The 12,996-nt window shown below is 64.1% G+C and carries 14 protein-coding genes and 1 tRNA gene; 6 read left to right on the top strand and 9 right to left on the bottom strand.

The window, feature by feature from the left end; genetic code table 11:
* The 3 genes from hmgA to E3374_RS04995 form a co-directional block, all read right to left on the bottom strand.
* Window positions 1-1,212, bottom strand: coding sequence for a hydroxymethylglutaryl-CoA reductase (NADPH) (hmgA, locus tag E3374_RS05005; protein WP_136687936.1), 1,212 nt, complete (start codon window positions 1,210-1,212; stop codon window positions 1-3).
* Window positions 1,213-1,893: 681 nt separating this feature from the next.
* The gene (locus tag E3374_RS05000; RefSeq protein WP_136687935.1) at window positions 1,894-2,136 is read right to left on the bottom strand and encodes a DUF7385 family protein; all 243 of its coding nucleotides are present in this window, start codon (window positions 2,134-2,136) and stop codon (window positions 1,894-1,896) included.
* Between the two features lie 45 nt (window positions 2,137-2,181).
* On the bottom strand, window positions 2,182-3,033 hold the full coding sequence (locus E3374_RS04995; RefSeq protein ID WP_136687934.1) for a cytochrome c oxidase subunit 3: 852 nt from the start codon (window positions 3,031-3,033) through the stop codon (window positions 2,182-2,184).
* 152 nt (window positions 3,034-3,185) lie between these two features.
* Between E3374_RS04995 and E3374_RS04990 the strand changes: the two genes are divergently transcribed.
* Together E3374_RS04990 and E3374_RS04985 are read left to right on the top strand one after the other, a co-directional pair.
* On the top strand, window positions 3,186-4,610 hold the full coding sequence (locus tag E3374_RS04990) for a hypothetical protein (RefSeq protein WP_248299390.1): 1,425 nt from the start codon (window positions 3,186-3,188) through the stop codon (window positions 4,608-4,610).
* 34 nt (window positions 4,611-4,644) lie between these two features.
* Window positions 4,645-4,920, top strand: coding sequence for a DUF7410 domain-containing protein (locus tag E3374_RS04985; protein WP_136687933.1), 276 nt, complete (start codon window positions 4,645-4,647; stop codon window positions 4,918-4,920).
* A gap of 12 nt (window positions 4,921-4,932) precedes the next feature.
* Here E3374_RS04985 and E3374_RS04980 read toward each other — a convergent pair whose 3' ends face one another.
* Window positions 4,933-5,832 carry an NAD(P)-dependent oxidoreductase gene (locus E3374_RS04980; protein ID WP_136687932.1) on the bottom strand — a complete coding sequence of 300 codons (900 nt, stop codon included), beginning with the start codon at window positions 5,830-5,832 and terminating at the stop codon, window positions 4,933-4,935.
* Window positions 5,833-5,944: 112 nt separating this feature from the next.
* On the opposite strand from E3374_RS04980, the gene E3374_RS04975 reads away from it, so the two are divergent.
* Window positions 5,945-6,397: a DUF5799 family protein gene (locus tag E3374_RS04975; protein ID WP_136687931.1), complete on the top strand. Its 453-nt coding sequence runs from the start codon at window positions 5,945-5,947 to the stop codon at window positions 6,395-6,397.
* A gap of 107 nt (window positions 6,398-6,504) precedes the next feature.
* On the opposite strand, the gene E3374_RS17065 is transcribed toward E3374_RS04975, so the two are convergent.
* Window positions 6,505-6,654, bottom strand: coding sequence for a DUF7557 family protein (locus E3374_RS17065; RefSeq protein WP_169051778.1), 150 nt, complete (start codon window positions 6,652-6,654; stop codon window positions 6,505-6,507).
* Window positions 6,655-6,763: 109 nt separating this feature from the next.
* Between E3374_RS17065 and E3374_RS04970 the strand changes: the two genes are divergently transcribed.
* Window positions 6,764-7,417, top strand: a complete 654-nt coding sequence (locus E3374_RS04970; RefSeq protein ID WP_136687930.1) for an alpha/beta hydrolase — start codon at window positions 6,764-6,766, stop codon at window positions 7,415-7,417.
* Window positions 7,418-7,484: 67 nt separating this feature from the next.
* Here E3374_RS04970 and fba read toward each other — a convergent pair whose 3' ends face one another.
* Both fba and pfkB read right to left on the bottom strand, forming a co-directional pair.
* On the bottom strand, window positions 7,485-8,477 hold the full coding sequence (gene fba, locus E3374_RS04965) for a class II fructose-bisphosphate aldolase (RefSeq protein ID WP_136687929.1): 993 nt from the start codon (window positions 8,475-8,477) through the stop codon (window positions 7,485-7,487).
* Between the two features lie 94 nt (window positions 8,478-8,571).
* Window positions 8,572-9,483 carry a 1-phosphofructokinase gene (gene pfkB / locus E3374_RS04960; RefSeq protein ID WP_136687928.1) on the bottom strand — a complete coding sequence of 304 codons (912 nt, stop codon included), beginning with the start codon at window positions 9,481-9,483 and terminating at the stop codon, window positions 8,572-8,574.
* A gap of 196 nt (window positions 9,484-9,679) precedes the next feature.
* Between pfkB and E3374_RS04955 the strand changes: the two genes are divergently transcribed.
* Complete coding sequence (locus E3374_RS04955; protein ID WP_136687927.1) at window positions 9,680-10,306, top strand: rhomboid family intramembrane serine protease; 627 nt, start codon at window positions 9,680-9,682, stop codon at window positions 10,304-10,306.
* Window positions 10,307-10,324: 18 nt separating this feature from the next.
* On the opposite strand, the gene E3374_RS04950 is transcribed toward E3374_RS04955, so the two are convergent.
* Window positions 10,325-11,305: an isocitrate/isopropylmalate dehydrogenase family protein gene (locus tag E3374_RS04950; RefSeq protein ID WP_136687926.1), complete on the bottom strand. Its 981-nt coding sequence runs from the start codon at window positions 11,303-11,305 to the stop codon at window positions 10,325-10,327.
* Between the two features lie 98 nt (window positions 11,306-11,403).
* Window positions 11,404-12,789 (bottom strand): adenylosuccinate lyase, encoded by a 1,386-nt coding sequence (gene purB / locus E3374_RS04945; protein WP_136687925.1) that lies wholly within the window; start codon window positions 12,787-12,789, stop codon window positions 11,404-11,406.
* A 92-nt stretch (window positions 12,790-12,881) separates the two neighbouring features.
* Between purB and E3374_RS04940 the strand changes: the two genes are divergently transcribed.
* A tRNA-Ser gene (locus E3374_RS04940) sits at window positions 12,882-12,963 on the top strand.
* The last annotated feature ends 33 nt before the right edge of the window (window positions 12,964-12,996 follow it).

Raw genomic sequence — 12,996 nt, 5'->3', positions numbered from 1 at the left:
TCAGCGACCGAGTTCCTCGTGGGCGCTGGAGAGGTGTCGCGACGCGAGCGCACCGAGCAGGGAGAGTTCACCGGCCAGCGCCGCGCTCGCGATGATCTCGGCGAGTTCCTCGGCGTTCGAGCCGACCGGATCGCCTCCACCAGCGACACCGAGGATCGAGAGGGCCTCGGACTGCGTGGGCAGTGCTGTGCCGCCGCCGACAGTCCCGACTTCGAGGGAAGCCAGCGTCACGCTGGCGTAGAGGCCGTCATCGCGGGCTTCGAGGCTCGTGATCGCGTTCGATCCCTCGACGACCTGGGCCTCGTCCTGGCCAAGCGCGAGGAAGGCCGCGCCGACGATGTTCGCGACGTGGGCGTTGAACCCCAGACTGCCGGCCTTGGCGCTCCCCACCAGGTTCTTGCGGGTGTTGACCGCGGCGATGTCCTCGGTCGTGGCGTGGAAGCGTTCCTCGACGACGTCGTGTGGGAGGAACACGTCTGCGGCGACCGTGTAGCCACGCCCCTCGATCGAGTTGATCGCCGCGGGCTTCTTGTCCGAACAGAGGTTGCCCGAGAGTGCGACCAGTTCCGCGGGGGTCTCTTCCTCGATCAGTTCGCTGGCGGCCCGGCTGGCGATCGTGACCATATTCATCCCCATCGCGTCACCCGTGTCGTAGCGGAACCGAAGGAAGACGGAGTCGCCGACGACGTACGGCGTGACCTCCTCGAAGGCAATGTGCGGGTCAGTCTCCTCGGCGGTTTCGGCGATCTCACCCTCGTTCTCGCGCACCCAGTCAGCGACCTCCTTGGCTTCCCGGACATCCGCGACGCTGAATACCGGCGCCCGGGTAATGCCAGATTTCACGATGCTGGCGTTCGCGCCGTCGGCCGCACGGATCGCCGCCATTCCACGGTTGACGCTTGCGACCAGGGCGCCCTCCGTCGTCGCCAGCGGGACCTGATAGTCATCGTCGGCCGCGTCGCCATCGACGGGGAGGGGTCCGGCGACACCCAGCGGGACCTGGATCGTCCCGATCATGTTCTCGATGTTCGGTTCGGCATCCGCCGCGTCGATGCTGTATTCGCCGACCGTCTCTAAGTCTGCGCCGGTCTCGCCGGCAACGTACTCGCGTCGCACCGTCGCCGCGTCGTCCGGGTCCGCGTGGTCCTCTAGTTCGTGCAGCCGGAGCTGCCCGCTGCGTACCTTCTCGACGAGATCAGTCACGTCAGCCATGTCCGGTGACTCGTCGGCCGATCCCCTAACAGTTTGCCTTCCGGTCAGGCCCCCTCCTTCGGGCTCGAGGGGATGACCGGCCGCCGGTCCGAGCCCGGCCCGACTCTTCGTCCCCGAGATCACCAATCGTTGCCGGTGAGAAACAGAACTGACACGTCAGGAGTCGATAGAAAGTATTAATATATCCCATGTCATAGTATAACATCCCTCACGAACGCGACGGGGGTACACTGGACGCCTCGATCCTGGATCGGTCCGCCGAGACGGGACGAGGTAGGGGCCGTAACCGAACCGTCCGTGAAAGGGCGACGAGGACGCAGGTCCCGAAGGAGAACCGAACCGACCCGACGTTCGGCCGCCATGGCGGTCGAAGGGAAGGCCAACGTACCGGAACACGCGCAAGCGGGTTTCGGGAATACTGGCGACAACGCTGGCGAAAATCCGGCTCACGTCGATCGAAATGGGCACTGCCGGTAGAAGCCGGATACACCCGTCCGGTTGTCGGACGGAACACCCGGTGGGAGTCCGGGCAACGCCTTCGATCGACAAGACCCGGTCGTAATCCGGGTAACGTCGTCACCGGCCGCGTGGGTCGGGGACAACGTCTCCCGTCCGGGCCTACGCCGTCGCGTCCGTTTTCGGGGGGCTTATTTCATCCAGCAGTGGATCGCTCCTCTCCGATCAGTGCGTCAATAACAGCAGTTGCTCGTCAGTCCGGACGAGACAGAACGGACCGGGCGGCGAATTGAAGGTGTGCGTTCGCTTCTCCGAGACAAGTAGTTTCTCGAACTCACGGCCACAGGCCGGGCAGGCGAACCCGTCACGGTTGGCCAGGCGCATCGTCTCGCGATCCTCCTTGAGGAGTTTCAGTCCGTGACGGTACTCGTGGACATCGAACCCCTCCTGAACCTTCAGTCGCTCCATGGCTGGCGGTACGTGGGCGTCTGCAAAGAATGTGGGCGGGGTGAGTCAGACCGCGGCACCGACGTACAGAGTGACGACGAGGAAGATCCAGACGGCGTCGACGAAGTGCCAGTACATCGAGACCGTACTGACTGACGTGTGGCGTTCGGCGCTGTACTGGCCCGACAACCCACGCGCGTAGACGATGCCCAACAAGATCGCACCAAGCGTCACGTGAGCACCGTGAAGCCCCGTCAACCCGTAGAATGCGCTGCCGAATGCACCTTCAGTGATGGAAAACCCCTCGCCGACGATGAACGCGTAGTACTCATAGGCCTGGCCGGCGATGAAGACGATCCCCAGCGCCAGCGTCAGACCGAGCAGTCGTATGAAGCGTTTGCGATTCCCTCGGCGCAAGTAGACGTGTGCGAAGTGCAGCGTCACGCTGCTGGCGATCAGAATGGCGGTGTTGATGATTACCAGACTCCCGAGCAGGTGCGGGAGCTCCTGGGGCGGCCAGGTGCCTGCTCTGATGAAAAAGTAATAGACGAACCCGGCGCCGAAGGTGGCGATCTCCGAGCCGAGGAACAGCAACATGCCAAAGCGGAGCGCACTCGAGGAGCGCGTCGCCGTTCCGCGACGCCAGAAGTCAGCCACGAACGCGTGATACAGCCAGCCGTACATTCCGATCAAAAGGAGCAGGACGCTCCCGGCGATCGCGGCCGGGCCGACCGTCGGCCCGACGAGGGCGTCCTCGCCCATGCCGAGTACCCACAGTGCGACACCGACGTAGATGCCGGCCGCGCCGACAGCGGTGATAAAGGGCCACCAGCTGGCCTCGCCAAACCCCCGCGGCCAGTCCTCCGTCGCGGGGAGGTGGTGACCGTCGTGTGATTCTGAGTCCTCCACGATGCTCATGGGGCTGGATACCCTACCGACGGCTAAAAAGCCACCTTCGGGGGACCCTTTTGCCGCCGTCCGGTCGATCCGACTGTCCGCTCGGGCCCACGGGCTCCCGATGATCCGTCCAGTCGGAACTTACAGGAGGCAGACAGTCCAACGTTCTTCCGATGGCTCGTCGCCACGGTCGCCGGCTCCGTCGCTCGCTCTCGACGATCGGTACCTTCGTCGCGCTGATCACCATCGCCGCACCCGTCGCAGCTCACGGTGGCAGTCTCGGAGTAGAGGCGCGTGAGACCGTCACCGTGCCCACGTGGCTGTTCCTGCTCACCGGTGGGGCAGCCGTCGGCGCGTCGTTCCTGTTGGCCTCGTTCGTTACCGATCGACGACTGATTGAGGGCCTTCACGGTTGGCGACGAACGCTCCCATTCCCGTCTTCGGGCCTCCTCGTCGCAATCGTCCGGATCGCTGGCGTTCTCGGTCTGGTCGCGATCGTTGCGATCGGGTATCTCGGTCCGAGTCAAGGGTTGGGAAACCTTGCGGTCCTCGGCGTCTGGGTCGGTTGGTGGGCGGGCTATACGGCGACGGCGTACCTGCTCGGAGAGTCCTGGCGCGTCCTCAATCCCTGGCGGACGATCGCCGGTTCACTCCCCTCCCTGGATCGCGATCTTCCCGCGGTGGGTGCCTGGCCGAGCGTCGTCGGTTTGCTCGCACTGATCTGGGTCGAAGTGGTGAGTCCGCTCGCCGATACGCCCGCACTCCTGGCGACGATCGTCCTCGGCTACTCCGCAGTGACACTCGTCGGAGCCGTCGTCTTCGACTCCGACGCGTGGTTCGAGCACGTCGACCCGGTTTCGAGGGTCTTTCATTACTACGGCCACGTCGCGCCGGTGGCGAGCGAGCGGACTGCGACCGACGCCGACCGGGCGGTTCTCGACGACGGTCGACATCCCGTCAGACTCCCGGGCGTCGGGCTGACACGCCCCGACCTCCTCGGTGACGCCAGCGAGGTGGCCTTCGTCGTCGCCTTGCTGTGGGCGACGACCTACGACGGATTCGTGGCGACGCCCGCCTGGCGGGATATCGCTCGCCCGCTGGTCGAGGCCGGCGTCCCCGCTCACGTGCTGTATCCGCTCGTTCTCGTCGTAGGGTTCGTATTCTTTCTGGCGGTCTATCGCCTCGCTTCACGGTACGCCCGGCGGACAGCGGAGACGTACCTCTCGGCCACCGTCCTCGCGCGGCGGTTCGCGCCGCCGCTGCTGGCGATCGCCGCCGGCTACCACCTCGCGCACTACCTGGGGTACTTCCTCTCGCTCGCGCCGGTCCTGCTGACGGTGCTCGGTTCGCCGCTTTCACCGCCAGTGACTGTACCAGTGCTCTCGCTGCCAGGTTGGTTCACGGGCGTCCCGGTCGCGAGCGTCCTTCTGGGACACCTGCTGGCGATCTGGATCGCCCACGCGACCGCATTCGAGTTGTTTCCGGGTCGCCTACAGGCGATCCGGAGCCAGTACCCTTTCATCGCCGTGATGGTACTGTACACCATGACCAGCCTCTGGATCGTCACGCAACCGTCTATTCAGCCGCCGTTCCTCTGATCATGTCCGCCAAAGGAGTCGACTGAATCCAATCATGACGACTGAACGTATCGACGCCACGAACTTCGAAGTGCCCGCCGATGCGGACCCCTCGCGGTGCCCCGACTGCGGTCGCCCGTTCGTTCGCGAGGAACTCCTGGTACTGCATCGGGGATACGAGCATTCTGACATCCTCGACGACGCGGGGACGAGTGCGTTCGAAGACACGTATGAATCCGAGAACGACCACCTCAACGTATTCCGACTCAAGGCGTTGCTGGCGCTGATCCTGCTTTACTTCGTGCTGTTGATGACCTACGCGGTGGTGTGAACGTGACGGCAGCTACGATTCGCTGCTGTCTCCGACAGACAGCCCGGCTACCTGCTCGAAGAATTTCACGACTGCGGCCATGTCTTCCCCGCCGTGACCCATGCCCCTGGCGGCACTGAACGTCTCGCGGGCGGCAGCGGTCTGGGGCAGCGGGACGCCCTCGTCGTTGGCTTCCTCGACGGCGTACCGGAGGTCTTTGAACTGCAGGTCGACGGGGAAGCGGGGCTCGAAATCGTCGGCTGCGATGTTTTCTCCCTTGATCGAGAACAGCGGCGAGTCGACGGCCCCGGCTTCGACGACCGTCAGCATGCCCTCGTAGTCCAGTCCCTGGGCGGTTCCAAACGCGAGTGCCTCGGCGAAGGCACCCATCATGTCCCCGAGCAGGAGGTTGACGAACAGCTTCATGCGCGCGCCGTCGCCGACCGCGCCACAGTCGACGATCGGTTCCCCGATAGCTGCGAGGATCCCTTCGACCTCTCCGAGCAGGTCGTCGGGGCCGGCCGCGAGTACTGTGAGTGTCCCTTCCTCTGCGGGCCCGACCGTGCCCGAGACCGGTGCGTCGACGTACCGTCCGCCGACGTCCCGGACCGCCTCGGCGGCGGCTTCGGTCCCAGCCGGGGTGACCGTACTCATCTGGAGGACGATCGTCCCGTCGGTGAGTCCAGCGAGGATGCCCTCCTCGCCTTCGAGGACAGCCTCCAGCGCCTCGTCGTCGGTGACCATCACAATCACGACGTCGGATGCTTGAGCCACCTCACAGGGGGAATCGGCCACTCTTTCGCCCCGTTCGGCGAACGGTTCCGTCCGCGAGCGAGTCCGGTTGTAGACTATCAGTGGATAGCCAGCGCCGTTGACGTTCTCGGCCATCGGCGCACCCATCGCGCCGAGTCCGATGAATCCGACAGTATGCATACGGACGGCCGTTCGGTCGCCGGCGACAGAAGGATTACGGCTTTGACGGACGATTATTGGATTCGATCCCGGGAGCGACAACGTTCATGGGGAACGGGGGCGTACGTCCGGTATGAGCAGTAGACCCTGGAGTGAGCAGATCGCTACCGAACGGATGCAGACTGACCAGGAGTTCGCCGATCGCGTCAACGCTTCACCGCTATCTAACCAGCAGTGGGGGCTGGTCATGACCGCCGTCGAATTCGAGATAGACGGACCCGAAGACCCCGATTCGGCTCAACTCGTCGCCGACACCAGTAAACTCTCGAGTGTCATGGACGAGATCAAACGCATGGGCGAACGTGGCGGCGGGACGGCCATGTCGACCAGTTCCGGGGGCAATAGTGGCGAAAGCGGCGGCGGCCTGTTCGGCGGACTCAAGGACGCGCTCGGGTTCGACGGGGACGACAACCAACTCCGTGAGGCGGCCGAGGAACTCGCCGAGGAATACGCGAGTGAGTTACAGTCTCGCTTAGAGAACCGAGATCGATGGGCGAAAATCTGTGAACTGGCCCGAGGCACCTAGGCGCGCCATCCCTCGAAGGCTTCGCTTCCCGCAGGTCGGCTCGCTGTGCCGTCACTCCGGACTCTAGATGCCGTCACTCCGGGCTCTAGATGCTGTCACTCCGGACTCTAGACCTCGTCGCCCGCGTGGAAAAGCGTCAGTTCCTCGGCCTCGTAGATGTTGATCAGTTCGGTGACGATCTCGTCGTAGGATTCGTCTTCGACCCGGAGCGCGTCGAGTCGCTCGACTGTCTCCTCGTCGAGTTCGATTGTTGGCATGTGTCCGGCTCTTCGGCGGCAACTACCTTAAGCAACGGGGCGATATTGATACGTGACACATGTCCGAACTCACGTGGCAACTTCCCCACTCGATCGGGGGTACCCATCCATGACCGGGCCACACCAGGGACAGCCACTCGAACGGGGAGGGACGGACGTCGAATCCGCCGACGCAGCCGTTGTTCTGATCCACGGTCGGGGCGCGACCGCCCGGAGCATTCTCCAGATGGCCGATGCGTTCCCGAGTGACGGCGTCGCGTATCTCGCGCCCCAGGCTGCCCGCAACACCTGGTACCCCAATCCCTTCACCGCGCCGGTCGAGTCGAACGAGCCGGGCCGATCCTCCGGGCTCGAAGCGATCGACGACGCCGTCAGCCAGGCGACCGGGGCTGGCATTCCGCGCGAGCGGGTCGCACTGGTTGGGTTCTCCCAGGGTGCGTGTCTCGCCAGCGAGTTCCTCGCCCGTAACCCGCGCCGATACGGCGGACTCGCCGCACTCAGCGGCGGCCTCATCGGCGAAACGATCGATCCTGCGGGTTACAACGGCGATCTGGAACGGACGCCGGTATTCCTGGGTTGTAGCGACGTGGATCCGCATATCCCCGAGGAACGGGTCCACGAGACGGCGGCGGTGTTCGACCGACTGAACGCCGACGTGACGAAGCGACTCTACGAGGGCATGGGCCACGGCGTCAACGAGGACGAACGCGAGTTCGTCGCCAGGATGATCGCAGATATCCGTGACGAAGCGTCGACCGACTGAAGGAGATAGGGATGGTCCTACCGTCGGTGGACGCCGAAAACCGCGGTGAAAACGGGTCGCGATCGCTCTACTTGTATAGGCTCCGGCCGGCACTGCCCGAGACTTCGGCAAGCCCGGCATAGACCTCGGCGATGCGCTCGCGGACATCGCGGCCGCCGACGCGCGGGTCGAAGACGTCCTTGTTGGGCGACCAGTCGACATCGTTGAAGAACGAGTCACGTTGATCCTCGATGCCCTCCGGCGGGACGAGTTCGTCGCCGTGTTCGCGGTAGAGGTCATAGAGGGTCCGGGTGTACTCGTACTGGTAACGGGTGTCCTTGTTGACCTTGCAGATGCCCCGCCCCATGAAGTCTGACAGTTGCTCGGGCTGGAGACCGGAGGAGCCGTGCAGGACCAGCGGCGTCTCCAGGCCGTGATCGGCCAGTGTCTGACTGATCTCTGATGCGAGGTCGGGCTTGAGATCGAGGTCTTTGCCCTTGGCGACGCCGTGCTGGGTCCCCACCGAGATCGCCAGCAGATCACAGCCCGTCCGGTCGACGAACTCGACCGCCTGCTCGGGATCGGTGTAAAAGGCCTCTTCGGCGACGATTTCGTCCTCGACGCCCTTGATCTGGCCGAGTTCGGCCTCGACGAGGATCTCCTCGTCGGCCTGTTCGGTCTTCTCGACGACGGCCTTCGAGCGTTCGACGTTCTCCTCGAAGTCCTCGTGGGAGGCGTCGATCATGATCGAGGAGGGGATGGCCGTCTCGACCTGCATGTCGATGAAGTCCATGTCCGTCTGGTGGTCCATGTTGAGGAATACGCCGACGTCGTACTGTTCGGCGATGACGTCGATGTAATTCCCCATCGCGGCCAGACCTGCCTCGGCGTCGCCGTTGCCCGCGAACCGACAGGCACCGGCGCTCATCTGGATGAGCAGGTCCGAGTCGGCCTGTTCGGCCCCTTCCATCAGGCCCATCATCACGTTCGGTTCCGCGACGTTGCTCGCGACGAGCCCGAATCCTCCGTCCAGAGCCTCGTCGTACACTTCGGCGAGTTCGTCTCCGCCGTAAAACGTCATCAGTAGGTCACCACCGAAATGTTACGCTGCCGTGGTTAAAACGTATGCGAAAATACCCGCTATCGAACGGGCTTTCAGTAATGATCGGCGCGCCTCAGCCGCGCATCGACCAGACGCGGACCTCGTCCATCAGTGATTCGGGATCCAGTTCACGGATGCTCGGCCCTTTCGTCTGGACGAGATGGGCAGACGTTGCCACGCCGGCACGCAGCGCCTTCTCGTCGTCCCAACCCTGCTCGTAGGCCCACAGCGCGCCAGTGAACATCGAGTCGCCGGCACCCACCGTATCGACGACATCGACGTCCAGTGCCGGCGCGTAAAGCGTCTCGTCGGGCGTGACCAGCATTGCACCGTCCCCGCCCATCGACGCCAGGACGCGCTCGAATCCCGTCTCCTGAAGCTGGCGGGCGGCCTCCGCACAGTCGTCGATCGAGTCGATCTCGATCCCCGTCGCCTCGGTCAGTTCCTCGCGGTTTGGCTTGCAGTACTCGTAGGTATTCTCCAGTTCCTGCATGAGATCGCCGTGGACGTCGAGGGCGGTGTCCCAGTCACCCGCTTCGGCGAGTCGATCGACGTCGCTGGCGTCCATCTTCGGCGGTAGGCTCCCGCCGATGTTGATCAGGGATGGATCGTGATCCTGGATCGTTTCGATCAGTTCGTCGACGGCCTCGCGTTCGACTTCCGGCCCCGACTGGTTGAGCTTGTACTCTTTGCCGGGCGGGAGAATGGTCGTGTTCATCCGCGTCGGCTCCTCGACCTCGACGAAGTCCGTCGGCACATCGTAGGTCTTCAGATCCTGCTGGATGAAATAACCCGTAAAGCCCCCGATGATTCCGGTCGCGACCGTCTCGTAGTCCAGGGCCCGCAGGAACTGCGAGACGTTGATGCCGTTTCCTCCCGAGTCGAACTGGGCGGCGGTCGAACGCTGTACCGTATCCGATTCTAGATCCTCGTCGATCTCGATCGTCTGGTCGACTGCCGGATTCGGCGTGATTGTCAGTATCATCGTTGTGTCCTCCGAGACGGCGGCTCCCGCCGACGTTCTTTTCCCGTCGAACTCTCACGCCACACTGCCTTAAGCGGGTCGATCTTGCCGGAACCCACCGCCGTCTGGCAACTTCACGGTACATTAACGTTTCCGGGTGTGACGTGATGGTTCTCCTCCGAAACCTTCAGGGTGGATCCTTTTACCATAGATCGATATGCGACGGATCGCCGTAGGCGTCTGGCGGCTCTGTGGGTTCGTGCCGATCACCGTTGCGGTCGTAGTCGGGGTGAGCTGGTACTTCGTCGCGAACGGGATCACTGACACGGCCCTGAACGTCTCGCTTGTGACCTTCCTGAACCCGCTGTGGTATCTGTTGAGCATGGTTGTCCACGACGGGCCGGCGCACTTCTGGGGGAATATGGAGCTGTTTGTCCCGTTCGCGGTCGTCCTGACGCTGTTGACCAGTAACCGTCACGTTCTCGGGATCGTCATCGTCTCGCACGTTCTTTCGAACGTGGTCTGGGTGGCGACCGTGATGGGGCCGGCGATCGGGACCAGCGGGGCAACCTTCGGGGTCGTGGCCGCGACACTGGTGCGTGCGACGGGATACGCCTTCCAGAACGGCTCGATGGAATCCTTACAGACGATGGTGGCCGCGACGCTGGCTCCACTGCTGCTGGGGTTCTTCCTGGTCTCGATCCTCGCCGGCCAGAGCACGATCGCCCACTTCGCACACTTCTTCGCGTTCCTGTTCGGGGGCGGAATGGAAGCGATGTACGTCTTCGCCGGCCACGAGAGTGACGATGACGAGCGGTCGGCACCCGACAGGTTCGTCAGTTGATCGACGCAGGTCGGCCGATCAGAGTTGTTCGAGGACGGCTTCGGTGAACTCCTCCGTCGAGGCGTCGCCGCCGAGGTCGGGCGTACGCGGTCCCTCTTCGAGGACAGTCAGGACGGCCTCGCGGACGCGCTGTCCGTCCTCGTCGTAATCAAAGTATTCCAGGAGCATCGCCGCCGAGAGGATCATCGCCGAGGGATTGGCGACACCCTGGCCGGCGATGTCGGGGGCGGAGCCGTGGACCGGCTCGAACAGCGCGTTGTCCTCGCCGATATTGGCGCTGGGGAGCATCCCGAGCCCACCGACGAGGCCCGCAGCGAGGTCCGAGAGGACGTCGCCGGCGAGGTTAGGCGTGATAATTACGTCGTAGTCTTCGGGATGCATCACCAGGTGCATCGCCAGGGCGTCGATCAGTGCCTCGTCGTACTCGGCGTCCATCTCCTCGGCGACCTCGGCAGCAGTGTCGACGAACAGTCCGTCGGTCTCCCGCATTACGTTCGCTTTGTGGGCGACCGTAACTCGATCGGCGTCGTGTTCGTCGGCGTACTCGAAGCCGTATTCGGCGATCTTCCGGGAGGCCTCGCCGGTGATGAGACGCGTCAGCGTCGCCACGTCGTCGGTGAGATTCGATTCGATCCCTGCGTAGACGCCCTGGGTGTTCTCGCGCACGAAAACGAGGTCGGTCTCGGGCTTGACAGCGTCGACGCCCGGGTAGGCTCGCGCCGGACGGACGTTGGCGAACGAACCCACGTCCTGGCGAAGCGGGAGGATGATATCGGCGGCGAGTTCGCCCGCAGCCCCGAACAACGTCGCGTCGGCCTCGCGAGCCAGTTCGCGCGTCTCCTCGGGGAGTGGTGTGCCTTCCCGCTCGTAGACCGCATTGCCGGCCTTGCCCTTCACGAACTCGAAGTCACGGTCAAGCGCACTCAGGACGTCGATCGCGGCCGGCAGCACTTCCTGCCCGATGCCGTCGCCGGGGATCGCGGCGATCTCTTTCGTCATGGGAGTACCTCCCGCGGGGGTGAAAAAGAGGGTGTCGATACGTGCGACGGACAGGCTGGCCCGGAACCGCGTGGCCGCCACCGCGACGGCGAACCAGCCTACTCGACGTCTTCGACCATCTCCGCGGCGACCCCGATGTACCCCGTCGGCGTGAGCGCCTCGAGTTCGTCCCGAACGTCGGGATCGATATCGAGATCCGCGAACAGCGTCCGGAAGTCCGCGAGCGTCACGTCCTCGCCGCGGGTCAACGCCTTCACCTGCTCGTAGGCATCGCTGTGGCCCTCCCGGCGAAGGATCGTCTGGACGGCCTCGCCAATGATCTCCGGGGTCGCCTCCAGGTCCTCGCGCATGACCGCCTCGTTGGGGACGATCTTTCCGAGGCCAGCCTCGAGTTTCCGGTAGCCGATCAGGCAGTGAGCGAGTGCGCTCCCGACGTTGCGCTTGACAGTCGAATCCGAGAGATCACGCTGGAGGCGGGAGTTCGTGACGTAGTCTGCGAGGAACCCGAGATCACTGTTGGCTTTCGAGAGGTTGCCCTCGCTGTTCTCGAAGTCGATCGGGTTGACCTTGTGGGGCATCGTCGAGGAACCGGTCTCGCCCTCCATCGACTCCTGTCCGAGATAGCGATCCGAGACGTACAACCAGGCGTCCAAGTCGAGATCCAGCAGAACGCGGTTGGTCCCCTGGAGAGCGTCGAACAACGCCGCGAGGTCGTCACAGGGGTTGACCTGCGTCGTCAGCGGTTCGTGTTCGAGCCCTAGCGAGCCGACGAAGTCCTCGGCGAACGCCGGCCAGCCCACGTCGGGATAGGCGACGTGATGGGCCGCGTAGGTACCCGATGCGCCCGCGAGTTTTCCCGAGAGGCCGTCGGTGGCGTGTTCGATCCGGCCGAGTGTGCGACCGAGTCGTGAGGCGTAGACGGCCATCTCCTTGCCGAAGGTGGTCGGCGTGGCCGGCTGGCCGTGGGTGCGGGCAAGCATTGGCGTGTCCCGATACTCGCGGGCGAGTTCTTCGAGGGCATCACGGACGTCCCGCAGCGCAGGCAGGAGCACGTCCTCGACGGCGGGCTTGACCAGCAACCTGTGAGCGAGGTTGTTGACGTCCTCACTGGTGAGTCCGAAGTGCAGCCACTGCTCGGCGTCGAGATCCGTCGGTAGTCGCTCCCGGAGGAAGTACTCCACAGCCTTGACGTCGTGATTCGTGGCGTCGTATTTCTCGGTCCCTTCAGTCTCGATTTGCTTGACGAGTGCGGCATCATCGTCGTCGAAATCCTCGTAGATCTCCCGAAGTGCGTCGCGCTGCCCGCCGTCGATATCGAAGGGCGTCGCGTCGAGGTCTGCGAGTGCGATCAGGTATTCGACTTCTACGTGGACGCGGGCGCGGATCAAAGCCGATTCGCTGGCGTAGGCCACCAGCGGTTCTGTGTAGTGGGCGTAGCGGCCATCGAGCGGCGAGACGGCCGAGAGCGGATCGCGATCAGTCATGGCTGGGGGTCCGCACAGCGAGCGAAAAAGACTGCCGGTCCGGGGTTCCGATCGACAGGATTTAGGACACCGACCGGGAACCTGAGAGTGCTGGTGGGGTGGCAGAGCGGCCCATTGCGCCGGTCTTGAAAACCGGTGGCGTAAGCCTCCTGGGTTCAAATCCCAGCCCCACCGTGAGTGCGCGGCGCAGATTCGCGCCGCGCCGAA

The sequence above is a fragment of the Halorhabdus amylolytica genome (assembly GCF_004944975.1).
Classification (GTDB): Archaea; Halobacteriota; Halobacteria; order Halobacteriales; family Haloarculaceae; genus Halorhabdus; species Halorhabdus amylolytica.
Note: the sequence above shows the minus strand (reverse complement) of the source record. Positions and strands in the feature narration are given on the sequence as shown.

Excerpts from the sequence above, each read along its gene's own strand:
- E3374_RS05000 (WP_136687935.1), bottom strand. The coding sequence starts at position 2,136 with ATGGAGCGACTGAAGGTTCAGGAGGGGTTCGATGTCCACGAGTACCGT.
- E3374_RS04985 (WP_136687933.1), top strand. The coding sequence starts at position 4,645 with ATGACGACTGAACGTATCGACGCCACGAACTTCGAAGTGCCCGCCGAT.
- E3374_RS04980 (WP_136687932.1), bottom strand. The coding sequence starts at position 5,832 with ATGCATACTGTCGGATTCATCGGACTCGGCGCGATGGGTGCGCCGATG.
- E3374_RS04975 (WP_136687931.1), top strand. The coding sequence starts at position 5,945 with ATGAGCAGTAGACCCTGGAGTGAGCAGATCGCTACCGAACGGATGCAG.
- E3374_RS17065 (WP_169051778.1), bottom strand. The coding sequence starts at position 6,654 with ATGCCAACAATCGAACTCGACGAGGAGACAGTCGAGCGACTCGACGCG.
- E3374_RS04955 (WP_136687927.1), top strand. The coding sequence starts at position 9,680 with ATGCGACGGATCGCCGTAGGCGTCTGGCGGCTCTGTGGGTTCGTGCCG.
- fba (WP_136687929.1), bottom strand. The coding sequence starts at position 8,477 with ATGACGTTTTACGGCGGAGACGAACTCGCCGAAGTGTACGACGAGGCT.
- E3374_RS04995 (WP_136687934.1), bottom strand. The coding sequence starts at position 3,033 with ATGAGCATCGTGGAGGACTCAGAATCACACGACGGTCACCACCTCCCC.
- E3374_RS04990 (WP_248299390.1), top strand. The coding sequence starts at position 3,186 with ATGGCTCGTCGCCACGGTCGCCGGCTCCGTCGCTCGCTCTCGACGATC.
- purB (WP_136687925.1), bottom strand. The coding sequence starts at position 12,789 with ATGACTGATCGCGATCCGCTCTCGGCCGTCTCGCCGCTCGATGGCCGC.
- E3374_RS04950 (WP_136687926.1), bottom strand. The coding sequence starts at position 11,305 with ATGACGAAAGAGATCGCCGCGATCCCCGGCGACGGCATCGGGCAGGAA.
- pfkB (WP_136687928.1), bottom strand. The coding sequence starts at position 9,483 with ATGATACTGACAATCACGCCGAATCCGGCAGTCGACCAGACGATCGAG.
- E3374_RS04970 (WP_136687930.1), top strand. The coding sequence starts at position 6,764 with ATGACCGGGCCACACCAGGGACAGCCACTCGAACGGGGAGGGACGGAC.
- hmgA (WP_136687936.1), bottom strand. The coding sequence starts at position 1,212 with ATGGCTGACGTGACTGATCTCGTCGAGAAGGTACGCAGCGGGCAGCTC.